The organism is Allobosea sp. 10N428 (assembly GCF_056394545.1).
Window position 1 is genome coordinate 369,333 of record NZ_JBFTIC010000005.1, and the last position, 14,777, is coordinate 384,109.

A 14,777-nucleotide genomic window follows, 5' to 3' on the forward strand; every position below is an offset into this window, starting at 1 on the left:
CTATGGCGTGGTCCATCACTTCACCTTGCTGACCTGCATGGCGACGGTGCGGTCGCTGTTCCAGGGCACGACCTTCAGGTCCGGCTGGCTCGCCCAGATGTTCTTGTAATGGTAGAGCGGGATGATCCCGACATCGTCCATCACCACCTTGACGGCATCCTTGATGATCGCCTCGCGCTTGGGATCGTCGAATTCGGCGCCGGCCTTGGCGAGCGCCTCATCCAGCTTCGGATTGCTGTAGCGACCCCAGTTCGAGGCTCCCAGCCCCTTGGCCGGGTCGACCGTCGCGAGGATCGAGGTCATGGCATAGGTGCCCTCGCCCGTTCCGTTGCCCCAGCCGACGATGCTCATCGCATATTCGTTCTTGTTGGCGCCGGTCACATAGACCGGGAAGGGAACGACCTCGACCTGCGTCTCGACGCCGATGCGGGTCCAGAACTGGGCGACGGCCTGCGCGGTCTCGGGCGCCAGCGGATAGCGCTCGCCCGGCACATGCATCGTCAGCTTGAAGCCGTTGGGATAGCCGGCCTCGGCCAGCAGCGCCTTGGCCTTGGTCGGATCAACCGCGATCTTGGCGTAGTCGGGATTGTAGCCGAAGGTGTCTGCCGGCATCCACTGCGTCGCGACCGTCACGCCGCCACGCGCGACGCGGTCGGCGATGGCCTCTCGGTTGATCGCCATGTTGAGAGCCTGGCGGACACGCTGGTCGAGCAGGGGGTTCTTGTCGAGCGGCTTGCCGGCCTTGTCGGTAATGAACTTGGACGGCGCCGAGTTGAAGCTCGGCTGCAGGATCAGCGCGCGCAGGCCGGGATAGGACCAGACCTTGACCTTGGGATTCTTCTCCAGCTTCTCGATGTCGGAGAAGGAGACCTTGTCGATCATATCGACATCGCCCGAGAGCAGCGCGGCGGTGCGCGCCGCGGGGTTGGCGATATAGCGATAGCTCACCTTGTCCCACTCGGCCTTGTCGCCCCAGTAGGTGTCGTTGCGCTTCATCTCGATGCGGTCGCCCGGCGTATAGCTGACGAAGGCATAGGGGCCGTCGACCACCATCGCCTTGCCGCTGTTGTAGTCGTCGGTCGTCGCCGTCTGGCCGATATGCTTGCTGACGATGTAGATGCTGGAGATGTTGATCGGCAGCAGCGGGTCGGGTTCCTTGGTGGTGATCACCAGCGTCTGCGGGTCCTTGACCTCGACCTTGGCGACGCTGCGCAGGAAGCTCTTGAAGCTCGCGACCGAGCCCGGCACGTTCTGGGCGCGCTCATAGGAAAAGGCGATGTCCTCCACCGTCACCGGCTTGCCGTCGGTCCAGACCGCCTTGTCGCGGATCTTGAATTCCCAGGTGGTGGGCGAGGTGCTTTTCCAGGCCGAGGCGAGACCGGGAGCCATGCCGCCGATCGTCTTCTGCGCGACGATGGCGGGGAAGAAATGCTGCGCCACCGAGTGGTCGCCGGCGTAGTTGTTGAGCTGCGGGTCGATCGCGGAGACCGGGTCGGCGAAGCCGATGCGCAGGTCTTCCGCCGAGGCGGTCCCAGCGGCGACGATCAGCGCCGCGGACAGGGCAAGCGTGCTCAGTTTGGTCGTCATCCGATCACTCCTGTTAGCGCGCGGGCTTGGACCGCGGGCGTATCGTTGAGGTGGCAGGCGGAACGATGGCCCGGCGCGATCTCGCGCAGGGCGGGTTTCTCGACGCGGCAGCGGTCGAAAGCGGCCGGGCAGCGCGGATGGAAATGGCAGCCGGGCGGCGGCGCGGCCGGACTCGGGATCTCGCCTTTAACGGGAGCATAGACCCGCCGCCGCTGCTTGAGATCGGGAATTTCGGCGAGCAGGCCCTGCGTATAGGGGTGGTTGGGGTGGGCGAAGAACTGCCGCGCCGGCGCGTCCTCGACGATGCGGCCGAGATACATGATGACGACGCGGTCGGCGATGTGCTGCACGACGCGCAGATCATGGCTGATGAAGAGATAGGTCAGGTCGAGATCGCGGCGCAGCTCCATGAACAGGTTGAGGATCTGCGCTTGGATGGAAACGTCGAGCGAGGCGACCGACTCGTCGCAGACCAGGAAGCGCGGCTGCATGGCGAGCGCGCGGGCGATCGAGATACGCTGGCGCTGTCCACCGGAGAACTGGTGCGGAAAGCGCTGGCGATAGACCGGGTCGAGCCCGGCCCGCCGCATCTGCGCGCAGACATAGTTGTCGAGCTCGGAGCGACCGACGATGCCGTGCACCAGCGGCGCCTCGCCGATCGCCGCGGCGACGCGCATGCGCGGGTTCAAGCTCGCCTGCGGGTCCTGGAAGATGAGCTGCACGTCGCGATGAACCGAGCGGTCACCCCGCGGATCGCGCCCGAAGACGCGGACGTAGCCGCCGCTCGGCGGCAGTAGTCCGGCGGCGATGCGCCCAAGCGTCGACTTGCCGCTGCCGGATTCGCCGACGAGGCCGACGAATTCGCCGGTCGGGATGGTGAGGTCGATACCATCCAGCGCATGGATGACAGGCTGACGCTTGGCGAGATGCAGCTTTACAGCAAGCCCGTCCGCACGGCCGAAGCGGCGGCTCAGGTCGCGCGTCTCAAACGCGGGGGCCGAAGAAGAAGCGGTCGTCGTCATGCCGCCACCTCGGCGAGCGAAGCCGGGCCTGTGAGAGGGTGGAAGCAACGCAGCTTGTGCGCGCCCTGGGTGAAGGCGGGCTGCCGCGCGCAATCATCGGCACGGCGCGCGCAGCGCGGCCCAAAGGCGCAACCATCAGGCGGGGCGACCATGTCCGGCGTCGTGCCGGGGATCTGGACCAGCATCGAGCCCGGTGCGCTCGCCCCCGGCAGGCTGCCGATCAGCCCGGCCGTATAGGGATGGCTGGGGTTGTCGAGCACGGCATCGACGCCGCCCTGCTCGACGATGCGGCCGGCATACATCACCGCGATCTCATCGGCGATGCCGGCGATGACCGAGAGATCATGCGTGATCCAGAGCAGCGCCGTGCCGCTCTCGCGGGTGAGCTGCTGCACCTCGGCCAGGATCTGCGCTTGAATCGAGACGTCCAGGGCGGTCGTCGGCTCGTCGGCGATGATCAGATCGGGCCGGTTGATCAGCGCGATGGCGATGGCGACGCGCTGGCGCATGCCGCCCGAGAGCTGGTGGGGATAGGCATCGAGCCGGGCTTCCGGGCTCGGAATGCCCATGGTGCCCAGCATGTCCCGCGCTCTGACACGGGCAGCCGCCGCGTCGACGGCCTCATGCGCACGGATCGTCTCGATCATCTGCGTGCTGATCCGCAGCACCGGGTTCAACGTCATCATCGGGTCCTGGAAGACCATGGCGATGCGATTGCCGCGTAGACGGCGCAGGCTCTCCTCGTCGAGCCGCGTCAGATCCCGGCCCTTGAACAGGATTTCGCCGCCGACGACCCGGCCGGGCGGATCGATCAGCCCCATGATCGAGAAGCCCGTCACGGACTTACCCGAGCCGCTTTCGCCGACAAGGCCGAGCGTCTGTCCCGCCCGCAGCGTGAAGGAGACGTCGCGCACGGCGTCGAGATCGCCGCGGTCGGTGCGGAAGCGAGTGCGCAGATTGCGCACTTCGAGCAGCGGCGCGTTCATCGGAGCGCCCTCGGATCGAGCACCTCGCGCAGGCGGTCGCCGACGAGGTTGATCGCGACGATCGCCAGCAGCAGCGTCACGCCGGGGAAGAAGCTGATCCAGTATTCGCCCGAGAGCATGAACTGGAAGCCGTTGGCGATCAGCAGGCCGAGCGAAGGTTGCGTCACCGGCGCGCCAAGTCCGAGGAAGGAAAGCGTCGCCTCCAGCGTGATGGCGCGCGCGACCTGCAGGGCGGCGATGACGAGCAGCGGCGGCAGGCAGTTGGGCAAGACATGGCGCAGCAGGATGCGCGAGGTCGGCAGGCCCAGCCCCCGCGCCGCCTCGAAATAATCGCGCTTGCGCTCGACCAGCGCCTGGGCGCGGGCGGTGCGGGCGTAATAGGCCCATTCCAGCAGCACCAGCGTCAGCACGACATTGCCGATGCCCCGGCCCAGCAGCGCGAGCATCAAGAGGGCGATCAGGATCGAGGGCAGCGACATCAAGAGGTCGACGAGCCGCATGATCAGCGCGTCGACGAAGCCACCGCTCCAGGCCGCGATCAACCCGAGCATGATGCCGAGGATACCCGCCAGCACGGCCGAGCCGACGCCGACGGTCAGGCTGGTCCGCAACCCGTAGAGGATAGCAGAGAACAGGTCGCGGCCTTGTCCGTCGGTACCGAGCCAGTAGGTGAGATCGGCGCCCGAGGAGGCCGAGCCGGGCGGCAGCCGCGCGTCGAGCACATCGATGGCAGCGAGGTCGAACGGGTTCTGCGGGGCGATCTGCGCGGCGAAGACGGCGCCCAGAATCAGCAGCGTCAGCAGGCCAACGCCAATGACAGCCGTGGGCGCGCGCAGGAAGCGGCTGAGCGCATTGACGGCTGGGCGGCGGGCGGTGGCGGCGGGAACGCTCGTCATGTCGAGGCCTCCTCGCGGACGCGCGGGTCGAGGATGCGGTAGAGGATGTCGACGGCGAGATTGATGATGACGAAGAGCGTCACCACCACCAGCAGATAAGCCATCACCACCGGCCGATCGAGCGCATTGATGCTGTCCAGGATGAGCTTGCCCGAGCCCGGCCAGGCGAAGATGCTCTCCGTCACCACAGCGAAGGCGATGGTCGAGCCGAGCTCGAGCCCAAGCACCGTCACCAGCGGGATCATGATGTTGCGCAGGATATGCATCGTCATGATCCGGCCGCGGCGCAGCCCCTTGGCCCGCGCGAAGCGGACATAGTCGAGCGGCAGCACCTCGCGCACCCCGGCCCGTGTCAGGCGGATCACCAGCGAGACCTTGAAGAGCGACAGGTTGATCGCCGGCAGGAGCATGTGCCGCCAGCCGTTCAAGGTCAGAAAGGACCAGTCCGCGCCCAGGAAACGGACCGTGGTGCCCCGCCCGCTCGCCGGCAGCCAGCCGAGATAGACGCTGAAGGTCATGATCAGCAGGAGGCCTACCCAGAAGGTCGGCAGCGAGAAGCCGAGGATGCTGCCGGTGGTGATCAGCTTGGAGAGACGGCGTTCCGGATAGAGCCCGGCATAGAGCCCGAGCGGCACGCCGAGAATGACCGAGAAGACCGTCGCCGCGATGGCGAGTTCAAGCGTCGCCGGCAGGCGCTGCAGGATCAGCGTCACGGCCGGGACGTTGTAGACGAAGCTGCGGCCGAGATCGCCCTGCAGGGCGCTGCCAGCGAAGCTGAGATATTGCTGCCAGAGCGGCCGGTCGAGGCCGAGCTGCGCCACGAGCGCGGCCCGGTCGGCCTGCGTCGCATCCGGCGCCAGCAGGATGTCGGCGGGATTGCCGATGGCATGCATGCCCAGGAATACGACGAGCGACATCGCCACCACGACGAGGAGCGCCTGCGCGATGCGCTGGAGCAGCCAGCCGAGCATCAGACCGGCACCGCCGCCTGTTCGGGCAAGATCGGCTCCCACTCGTCGCCAAAGATTTCCGGCTCGGAATACTCCTGGCCACGCGCGAAATGCGCCTCGACATCCTCGACGAACAGTCGCGCCGCGACGGCCTGCGACAGCCGCACGGCGCCGTCGCTGATCGCCGGAATGTCGCCCGATACGGTTCCGTGGGACATCATCGCCGGATAGCAGAAGCAATGGACGCGTTCGAGTCCGGGGCAGGCACCCGGAATCTTCGGCTGGAACTCGAAGGCGGGGCCGAGATCGGGCAGCGAGCCCAGCCCTGCATCCGCATCGGCCGGCATGCCGCGATCGCTCCACAGCCGGGCGCTCGCCGCGATCTCGGCGAGGAAGGGGCGATTGTCCCAGTCGACCCGGAAACCAGTCGAGAAGATGATGAAATCGAAGCGCATCGTACCCGCGCTGGTCTCGACGACGATCTCGTCGCCGTCCATTCGTGCGGAATGCAACGCCGTGCCCTGACGGAAAAAGGCGTTGGGATACCGTGAGACCCGCAGCACGCTCGCACGCGGCGGCGGCACCTGCTCGCGAGCGATGTAGCTGTTGATCCGCCATTTCCAATCGTCGGGCAGATAGCGATAGCCCGCGATCGAACCGGGATGGCCCATGCCCTTGCCGCGGTTGATGCGCGGAATGTCGCGGCGGCGGATCAGCAGGTCGACGCGCTCTGCACCCGCCTCCAGCGCGGTGCCTGCGCTGTCCATCGCGGAGGCGCCGGCGCCCACCACGGCGACGCGCTTGCCACGCAGCGCGGCATAGTCGTTCGCGTCTGAGGAATGCGCCCAGCGCCCGCGCGGCAGGCTGTCGGCGATTGCCGGCACGAAGGGACCGCCGAGCCCGTCGCGCCCCGTGGCCAGCACGACATGGCGCGCCAGCACGCGCTGCCGCTTCCCAGCCGCGTCGATCTCCAGCGTCGCGTAATCCGCTCCCAGATGGATCGCAGCGATGTCATGATCGTTGCGGACATCGAGACGCAGCACGTCGCGGAACCAGCGCAGATAGTCCATCCACATCAGCCGCGGAATCTTGTCGAGCCGTTCCCAATCCTCGGCGCCGAACTGCGCTTCGAACCAGGCGCGGAAGGTCAACGACGGAATGCCGAGTGCCGGCCCGGTCAGGGTCTTGGGCGAACGCAACGTCTCCATGCGCGCCGTCGTTGCCCATGGTCCTTCGAAGCCCTTCGGCCGGCGGTCGAAGTTGACGGCACGCAGGCCGATGTTGCGGAGCGCCCCGGCAGCGGCCAGCCCGGCCATGCCGGCGCCGATGATCGCGACGTCGAGCAGCGGCTCGCCCGCAATGTCGCGCTGCGGAACCCAGGGCGCTGCCGGCAGGGTCAGCAGCTCAAGCTCATGGGCGACGCGGCGGTTCAGCGCTGCCAGCCCTTCGGGAACCTTGCCTTGATCGGCTGTCACAGCCGCGTCTCCTGTTTGGTCAGCGAAGCGAGTAGGGAGTGGTGCTCCTCGGGCGGGATCAGGGTGAAATCGTCCAGCCGCTGCTGTGCCACCATCTGCAGCGCCGCGATCAGCTCGCGGACCTTGTCGGGGACGGCGACGCCGCGTGCCGTCACCACCCCGAAGCAATAGGGGATCGGCGTCGCCAGCGGCAGGATGCGGACGCCCGGCGTCGGGCGGCCGGTCAATGTCAGCGGTTCGACGATCGCCACACCCGCTCCGGCCTCGATGAAGGAGAGCGCATTGATCGTCGAGGTCGTGCGGACGCGGACGCGGACATCGACACCGGCCGCGTTGAGAGCTGCGCGAATGCGCGCCGGCACTCCGCGGCGCATCGACATCCCGACGAGGCTGCGCCCGGCCAGGGCTCGCAGCTCCACCGGGCCTTCGAGACGCGCCAGCGCGTCGCCTTCCGGCACGGCCAGCACGCAAGGTGCTGTGCCCAGCCACTCGACGGTCAGGTCGCGATGCAGCAGGGGCGCGCTGGTCGCGCCGATCTGGGCCGTGCCGGACATCACGGCGTTCTGGACGCGGTCGGGATTCTCGACCTCGATCGCGAGCCGCGGCGGCTCGTCGAGGCATCCGAGCGCCTTCCAGGCACCGGTGAGCAGCCCGAAGGCGAGCGCCGACACGGCCGACACACTGATGGGCGGCTCGGACTCGCCCACGACTTCGCGGGCACGCTCCCAGAGATTGACGAAACCGGCCAGCGCCCGCTCGACATCGTCGCGCAGCACCACGCCTTTCGGCGTCAGGACCAGCCGTTGGCCGGCGCGCTCGAAGAGCGGCTGGCCGAGGTCGCGCTCGAGCTCCTGGATCATTCGGCTCACCGAAGGCTGCGACACGCCGAGATGGCGCGCGGCAGCGGTGACGCTGCCCAGGGAGGCAACCTGCAGATACGCCTCGAGCGTCTTGAGGCGGCTCATCGCGTCAGTCGTTGCGGACGGGGTCGCCGAGCACGTGCATCAGCCGGTTGGCCCAGCCGAACAGCGCAGTGGACAAGATGAGGTCGACCGCCTCGGCCTCGCTGATGCCGGCCTCGCGCAGCTTGGCGGCATCCGCATCAGTGACGGCCGGGGGYGATTGCGAGAGCTTGACCGAGAAGTCGAAGATCGCCTGGTCGCGCGGCGAGAGCTGTGCCTGCTCGCCACGCGCGAAGAGCTCGTCGGTGACGGCGGTGTCCTTGCTGAGCTGTGCGTGGCGGGAGGCGTGCACGGCTGCGCAGTAGATGCAGCGATTGACGATCGAGGCACCGATGGCACCAAGCTCGCGCTCGGCCCGGCTCATGCCGCCCGGATCGTACATGATCGCGTTGAACAGCGGCGAGCGCACCGACAGCGTCTCCGGATCATGCGCCAGGACCAGCACATAATCCGAGACCTTGGTGTTCGACGGCGTGATCTTCAGCGCGTCGCGCTGCTCGGGAGTGGCGCTGGCCAGATCGACCGGGGTGACCCGCGGCTGCCACTCGGGAACGGTGCGGGTGAAGCGATGGACGATCCGGCTCATGCCGCAGCTCCTTTGAGGACAGCGAGCCCGGCGAAGACCCGGCACTGGTAGCTCATGAAGGCGTTGAGCTCGCAAAGGCGCACGATGTCGGCTTCCGCGACGCCGGCTGCCTTCAGCCTCTCGATATCCTCGGCGACGACCGCACGTGGCTCGGCTGCGACCTTGTCCATAAAGGCGATGGCGGCCCGTTCCCGCGCGTCGCTGCTGGTCTGCGCCGGATCGGCGAGATTGCGGACAGCCGGCTCGGCAATCGCCGCGAGATAGTGCGAGGCCAGCTTCGACTGGCCATTGAGGGTTGCGATGCGCGCAGCCATCGCCATCCGCCACTGAGCTGGAAACCCACCGGGATCCCGGGGCTGGATTACCGCGGCTTCGGCTTGGCGGCTCATCTCGATGATGTTGGCGCGCGCGTGCGCCGCGGTCAGAGCTTCCGCTTCGAGCCAGGGAGACGCCTCGGGACCGGTCTGGGTCATAGCAATTCCCTTCATGCATCAACTTATCGAGTTAATGCTTATAACGAATGAAGCCCGCCGTTTGCGCTATGTCAAGGATCGATCGCGGTCGGCGTGCAAGGGCGCAGCCGTGCCCGCGCGCTGCGCGCCAGACCCGGAGGATCCGCGTGCACGCGATTGCGGCCGGCCCGCCCTCGGCACGCACCGCTTCGGGCGCTCCTGGATCGACACTCCTGCTGGAGAAGACCAGCCGCGAAGTTCCCGCTCGCGAACTGGTCGCCACCGACGATGTCGATGCCGCGACCGCGTTTCCCGCGGATGATGCAGCTCGGCTCGTCACTGGCCACCACGCCGGGATATGGTACGAAAAATGCTGGCATGAGTGCCGCCGAACGACCTTCGTACCCGAAACGCCTTAGAGGATTTGCGATGGCCCACAGCCTCAACCCCAAGTTCACGCCGGCGGCCGTGCGGACCCAGGACAATCGTCCGGACTTCTCCTCGGAGGCGATCCGGACGGTTCGGGAAGATCTGGCAGCCTGCTTTCGCGCCGCGGCGCGCCACGGCTTCGAAGAAGGCATCTGCAATCACTTCTCGGCCGTGGTGCCCGGGCACGATGATCTCTTCATCGTCAATCCCTACGGAAGGGCTTTTCGCGAGATCACCGCTTCCGAGCTTCTGATCTGCGATTTCGAAGGGAATGTCATCGCGGGCGATGGCCAGCCTGAGGCGACGGCCTTCTACATCCACGCGGAGATTCACCGGCGCGTTCCTCGGGCCAAGGTGGCCTTCCATACGCATATGCCCTACGCGACAGCGCTGAGCATGACCGAGGGCGATCCGCTTATTTGGGCCGGCCAGACCGCTCTGAAATTCTACGGTCGCACGGTCGTCGACAGCGCGTACAACGGGCTGGCGCTCGATCATGGAGAGGGCGCACGCATCGCCAGCGCGGTGGGCCACGCGGATATCGTGTTCATGCGCAATCATGGGGTGATGGTGCTGGCTCCCAATGTCGCGGAAGCCTGGGACGACCTCTACTATCTGGAACGCGCAGCACAGGTCCAGGTTCTGGCCATGTCGACCGGCCGCCCGGTCAGATCCGTCCCGTCCGATATCGCAGAAGCCACGTATCGACAGATGCGCGAGGGAGATCCCGAGTCAGCCCGGCTTCATCTCGCATCCATTCGGCGGCAGCTTGATCTGGAGGAGCCGCAATATCGTCATTAGCGGCAAACTGGCGCGGCACCGCAGCATGTCGGGCAACGGCGACGCCTGGATCCGGAAAGAGCATCCAAATGCCGCGACCGCGGAGCCAGGGAGGATGTCCGCTTGTGCTCGGCATGTACGAGCATCTACCTGAATAGGATGCGCCGGGTGGACCGAATGTGAACAGCCGACAGATCGAGGTATTTGCCGCCGTGATGAAGGCGGGCACGGTCTCGCGAGCCGCGGAGATTTTGGGCGTCACCCAGCCCGGTGTCAGCCGGCTGATAGCCGAGCTCGAAAGGTCGCTGGGCTTCGCCCTCTTCGACCGGGTGCGCAACCGCATCGTGCCGACACCGGAGGGACGCACATTCTTCGCGGAGGTCGAGGCGAACTTCCGCGGGATGGACCGGCTGCGCGCCAGCGCGGCACGTATTCGCGACTATGGTGCCGGTCAACTTCGCGTCGCCACCCTCTCGGCGTTGAGTTCTTCGATCGTTCCGAACGCCGTTCTGCGCTTTCGCCAATTGCGCCCGGATGCGACCGTCACGCTTATGGTCCTGCCCTCGCGCGACGTCCGGGATGGAGTGGCTGCCGGCATCTACGATGTCGGTCTTGCCGCCGACGAGATCGATGTCACCGGGGTCGTCCACCAGGTCTTCGTCCAGCCGCGCGCCCTTTGCGCCATCCCGCTCGGCCACCCCCTCGCCTCGCGGGAGACGATCGGCCCTCACGATCTGTCCGGCATCGATTTCGTCGCCTATGTTCCGGAGGATCGCGCTCGGCAGCGTTTCGACATGATCATGTCAGAGGCGGGAGCAGTGCCGCCGCGTGTCGTCGTCGAGACGATCTACGCCGCCACCGTTTGCGCGCTGGTGGCACAGGGAGTAGGCGTTGGGCTAATCAGCCCTTACGCAATCGCGGGCCATGATCAGAGTCGCCTCGTGCTGCGGCCTTTCGAGCCGCCGGTGCAGAGCCGCAGCTTCCTCATCCTGCCGCCCGACCGGCCTAAATCGCAGCTTGTACGCGATTTCATAGGCTGCCTCATGGAAGCGCGCTGATAACCTGGGCTTGCGAAAGCGAGGCATGCGCTGGGTCGCACCGTCAGGCGGCAAGCGCCGCTTGCGCGGGCGTGTACGGCAGGCGCAGGCTCTCCGCGACCCGAGCGTTGGTGATCTGGCCGCGATGCACGTTGAGGCCCGCGGCGAGATGCGGATCGTTGCGGATCGCATCCAGACCGTTTGCGGCCAACGCCAAGCCGAAGGGCAGTGTCGCATTGTTCAGCGCGTAGCTCGACGTCAGCGGCACGGCACCCGGCATGTTGGCGACGCAGTAATGGATCACGCCGTCGATTTCGAAGGTCGGGTCCGCATGCGTCGTCGGATGGGAGGTTTCGAAACAACCGCCCTGGTCGATTGCGACGTCGACGAGGACCGCACCGCGCTTCATCCTGGAAAGCTGGGAGCGCGACACCAGGCGCGGCGCGGCCGCGCCGGGGATGAGCACCGCACCAATGACGACATCCGCAGCGAGGACCTCTTCCTCGATCGCATGGAGCGTGGAATAGCGTGTCCGCGCCCTGCCGCCGAAGTGCTCGTCGAGCTGCCTGAGCCGCGGCAGGGACCGGTCCAGAATCACCAAATCCGCTCCCAGACCCGCCGCCATGCGCGCTGCGTGAGTGCCGACGACACCGCCTCCGATGATCGCAATGCGCGCCGGAGGCACCCCCGGCACACCGCCGATCAGCACGCCGCGCCCCCCAGCATGCCGCTGCAGGCAGGCCCCTGCAGCCTCGATCGAAAGCCGGCCTGCCACTTCGCTCATGGGCGCCAGCAATGGCAGGCCGCCGGCCTTGTCGGTCACGGTTTCGTAGGCGACTGCCGTGACCCCCGACTTCAGGAGCCCGGCCGTCTGCTCTGGATCAGGGGCGAGGTGCAGATAGGTGAACAGGATTTGTCCCTCGCGGAGCTGCACCCACTCCGACGGCTGCGGCTCCTTGACCTTCACGATCAGCTCGGCCCTCGCGAAGACTTGTGCTGCTCTCCCAACGATCCTGGCGCCCGCTGCCTCATAGGCCGTGTCGGGCGCAGAAATGCCGGCTCCGGCAGTTGTTTCGACAAGGACTTCATGGCCCGCTGCGGTGTATTCGCGCACGGCTTCCGGGGTCAGCCCGACCCGGTATTCGTGGACTTTGATCTCCTTGGGTACACCGACGCGCATTGCTTCCTCCTCGTTATGGTTGGAGCTTGGCTAGTCGCGCGCCGGTGCCGGCGCGGGACTAAGCCCGCGAGTGAATGGCTCTCCAGATGGTCTGCGGCGTCGCCGGCATGTCGATATGGCGCACTCCATGGGGCGAGAGTGCATCGACGATCGCATTCATCACCGAAGGCAGGGAACCGGCGCATCCGGCCTCCCCGCAGCCCTTGGCGCCGACAGGATTGGTTCGGGTCGGCACGCCCTCGCTGATGAAGGTGAAGAAGGGCACGTCCGCCGCGCGCGGCATCGCATAATCCATGTAGGAGCCGGTCATCAGCTGGCCGCTTTCGTCATAGGAGGTCATTTCGCAGATCGCCTGGCCGATGCCCTGCACGACCCCGCCATGGAGCTGCCCCTCGACGATCATCGGATTCACCAGCACCCCGAAGTCGTTGACCATAACATAGCTCGCGATCTCGACATGCCCGGTATCCGGATCGATCTCGACCTCGGCGATGTGGCAGCCATTGGGATAGGCAGAGGGCGCCGCCTTGAAGACATGGTCGACATCCAGCGCCCGCGGCAGGTCATCGGGCAAGGCTGCGCCCGCCTGCAGCTTGCGGGCGAGCTCCATGATGCCGACCGAGCGGTCGGTGCCAGCGATGCCGAAGCGGCCATCGGCGAATTCGATATCGGCGACACCGGCCTCCAGGAAGTGCGCGGCCAGCAGCTTGCCTTTCTCGATGACGAGCAGGCTCGCCTCGATGATCGCCGAGCCGCTCGCCATGATCGATTTCGAGCCACCGGTGCCGCCGCCGGCGATCAGTCGATCGCTGTCCCCCTGAACGAGGCGAATCTTCTCGAAGGGCACGCCCAGTTGGCTCGTCAGGACCTGGGCGAAGGGCGTCCAGTGTCCCTGCCCATAGTCGAGCGTCCCGGTCACGATGGTGACCGTTCCGTCCGGCTCGAAATGGATGCCGCCCATCTCGTTGGTCGGAGGGGCGGTGACTTCGAGATAGCAGCCGATCCCGCGGCCGCGCAGCTTGCCGGCCTTGCGGCTGGCGCGCTCGCGCGTCCGGTAGCCCTTCCAGTCGGCGGCCTCCAGCGCCCGCGCGAAGAGCGCCGGGAAGTCGCCGCTGTCATAGACGGTCCCGATCGGGGTCTTCCACGGCAATTGCTTCGGCCCGATCAGGTTGCGCTGCCTGAGGACAGCCCGGTCGATGCCCATTTCCTGGGCCGCGGTATCGATCAGCCGCTCCATGAAATAGTTACCCTCGGGGCGTCCGGCGCCGCGATAGGCCGCGATCGGCACGGTATTGGTGACGGCACAGCGCGTCTGCACCTCCACCAGCGGCGTGCGGTACATGCCGACGCTGTTCTTGCCGATGTTCAGCGTGGCCATCATTGGGCCGGGGGGCGAGAGATAACCGCCCATATTCCCGGTGCCGGTGAAGCGCGTCGCCAGGAACCGCCCGCGCGCATCGAGGGCGAGCTCGGCCTCGAAGATCATGTCGCGGCCGTGATGGTCGGAAACGAAGCTCTCGGACCGCTGGTCGGTCCATTTCACCGGCTTATTCAGCAGCCGCGCCGCATGTAGCAGCACGACATATTCCGGGAACACGGCCGACTTCATGCCGAAGGAGCCGCCGACATGGCCGGTCAGCAAGTGCATCCGGTCATGCGGGACACCCATCGCCGCCGCCAGGTTGTTGCGCATGCCGAAAGCGCCCTGGCTCGGGGCATGGAGCGTGTAACGCTTCGTCTTGCGGTCATAGGTACCGATCGCGGCGCGCGGCTCGATCGGATTCACGATGATGCGGTTGTTGACGATCTGCACCCGCGTGACATGCGCGGCCTTGGCAAAGGCCGCCGCGACCTTCGCAGCGTCGCCGAAATGGTAGTCGAGGATGAGGTTGCCGGGAACCTCATCGAACAGCTGCGGCGCGTCCGGGGCAAGCGCCGCCTCCACCGAGGTGACGGCGGGCAGGATGTCGATATCCAGCGATATGGCCTCGGCGGCATCGCGCGCCTGCTGCGCCGTGCGGGCCACGACCATCGCCACGGGGTCGCCGACGAAGCGCACCTTATCCGCGGCAAGTGCCTTGCGGACCGGCTTCCTCATCGCGGTCCCGTCCCGGTTCGGCAGGTCCACCTGGCATTTCAGCGCTCCGTAGTTCTGCCCCTCCAGATCATCGGCCGTGTAGACCGCGACGACACCCTTCATCGCTTTCGCAGCTTCGGTATCGATGCCGCGAATGACGCCATGCGCATGCGGGCTTCGGACGAAAGCCGCGTAGAGCTGTCCTTCCAGCGCAAGATCGTCGGTGTAGCGCCCTTGACCGCGGACCAGCGCGGCATCCTCGTTGCGCGGGACAGACTGGCCAATTCCGACGCGGCCGGTCGCGCGATCGACCCGAGACACATGCATATTCATCGCAAGGCACCACTATCGAACAGAA

At 66.7% G+C, this 14,777-nt stretch carries 14 protein-coding genes; 3 read left to right on the forward strand and 11 right to left on the reverse strand.

The window, feature by feature from the left end:
* Positions 1 to 15: 15 nt before the first annotated feature.
* From AC1DDA_RS18155 to AC1DDA_RS18195, 9 genes are read right to left on the reverse strand one after another with little or no spacing between them, the layout of a single operon-like run.
* Positions 16 to 1,587: an ABC transporter substrate-binding protein gene (locus tag AC1DDA_RS18155; RefSeq protein WP_476796781.1), complete on the reverse strand. Its 1,572-nt coding sequence runs from the start codon at positions 1,585 to 1,587 to the stop codon at positions 16 to 18.
* Positions 1,584 to 2,609, reverse strand: coding sequence for an ABC transporter ATP-binding protein (locus AC1DDA_RS18160; RefSeq protein WP_476796782.1), 1,026 nt, complete (start codon positions 2,607 to 2,609; stop codon positions 1,584 to 1,586). The genes AC1DDA_RS18155 and AC1DDA_RS18160 overlap by 4 nt, the downstream gene beginning before the upstream one ends.
* Entirely contained in the window at positions 2,606 to 3,595 is a 990-nt protein-coding gene (locus AC1DDA_RS18165; RefSeq protein ID WP_476796783.1) for an ABC transporter ATP-binding protein, read from the reverse strand. Before AC1DDA_RS18165 ends, AC1DDA_RS18160 begins: the two co-directional genes overlap by 4 nt.
* Entirely contained in the window at positions 3,592 to 4,491 is a 900-nt protein-coding gene (locus AC1DDA_RS18170; RefSeq protein ID WP_476796784.1) for an ABC transporter permease, read from the reverse strand. The genes AC1DDA_RS18165 and AC1DDA_RS18170 overlap by 4 nt, the downstream gene beginning before the upstream one ends.
* Positions 4,488 to 5,462, reverse strand: coding sequence for an ABC transporter permease (locus AC1DDA_RS18175; RefSeq protein ID WP_476796785.1), 975 nt, complete (start codon positions 5,460 to 5,462; stop codon positions 4,488 to 4,490). Before AC1DDA_RS18175 ends, AC1DDA_RS18170 begins: the two co-directional genes overlap by 4 nt.
* Positions 5,462 to 6,916: an FAD-dependent oxidoreductase gene (locus AC1DDA_RS18180; RefSeq protein WP_476796786.1), complete on the reverse strand. Its 1,455-nt coding sequence runs from the start codon at positions 6,914 to 6,916 to the stop codon at positions 5,462 to 5,464. Before AC1DDA_RS18180 ends, AC1DDA_RS18175 begins: the two co-directional genes overlap by 1 nt.
* On the reverse strand, positions 6,913 to 7,881 hold the full coding sequence (locus AC1DDA_RS18185) for a LysR family transcriptional regulator (RefSeq protein ID WP_476796787.1): 969 nt from the start codon (positions 7,879 to 7,881) through the stop codon (positions 6,913 to 6,915). Before AC1DDA_RS18185 ends, AC1DDA_RS18180 begins: the two co-directional genes overlap by 4 nt.
* 4 nt (positions 7,882 to 7,885) lie before the next feature.
* Positions 7,886 to 8,464 (reverse strand): peroxidase-related enzyme, encoded by a 579-nt coding sequence (locus AC1DDA_RS18190; protein WP_476796788.1) that lies wholly within the window; start codon positions 8,462 to 8,464, stop codon positions 7,886 to 7,888.
* Positions 8,461 to 8,937: a CMD domain-containing protein gene (locus AC1DDA_RS18195; protein WP_476796789.1), complete on the reverse strand. Its 477-nt coding sequence runs from the start codon at positions 8,935 to 8,937 to the stop codon at positions 8,461 to 8,463. The genes AC1DDA_RS18190 and AC1DDA_RS18195 overlap by 4 nt, the downstream gene beginning before the upstream one ends.
* A 68-nt stretch (positions 8,938 to 9,005) precedes the next feature.
* Here AC1DDA_RS18195 and AC1DDA_RS18200 point away from each other — a divergent pair, with 68 nt between their 5' ends.
* From AC1DDA_RS18200 to AC1DDA_RS18210, 3 genes are all read left to right on the forward strand, one after another.
* The gene (locus AC1DDA_RS18200) at positions 9,006 to 9,335 is read left to right on the forward strand and encodes an SDR family oxidoreductase (protein WP_476796790.1); all 330 of its coding nucleotides are present in this window, start codon (positions 9,006 to 9,008) and stop codon (positions 9,333 to 9,335) included.
* A gap of 10 nt (positions 9,336 to 9,345) precedes the next feature.
* Complete coding sequence (locus AC1DDA_RS18205) at positions 9,346 to 10,146, forward strand: aldolase (protein WP_476796791.1); 801 nt, start codon at positions 9,346 to 9,348, stop codon at positions 10,144 to 10,146.
* A gap of 158 nt (positions 10,147 to 10,304) precedes the next feature.
* On the forward strand, positions 10,305 to 11,183 hold the full coding sequence (locus tag AC1DDA_RS18210) for a LysR substrate-binding domain-containing protein (RefSeq protein WP_476796792.1): 879 nt from the start codon (positions 10,305 to 10,307) through the stop codon (positions 11,181 to 11,183).
* A gap of 43 nt (positions 11,184 to 11,226) precedes the next feature.
* Here AC1DDA_RS18210 and ald read toward each other — a convergent pair whose 3' ends face one another.
* Positions 11,227 to 12,342, reverse strand: a complete 1,116-nt coding sequence (gene ald / locus AC1DDA_RS18215) for an alanine dehydrogenase (RefSeq protein WP_476796793.1) — start codon at positions 12,340 to 12,342, stop codon at positions 11,227 to 11,229.
* A gap of 58 nt (positions 12,343 to 12,400) precedes the next feature.
* Complete coding sequence (locus AC1DDA_RS18220; RefSeq protein WP_476796825.1) at positions 12,401 to 14,746, reverse strand: xanthine dehydrogenase family protein molybdopterin-binding subunit; 2,346 nt, start codon at positions 14,744 to 14,746, stop codon at positions 12,401 to 12,403.
* Positions 14,747 to 14,777 lie beyond the last annotated feature (31 nt).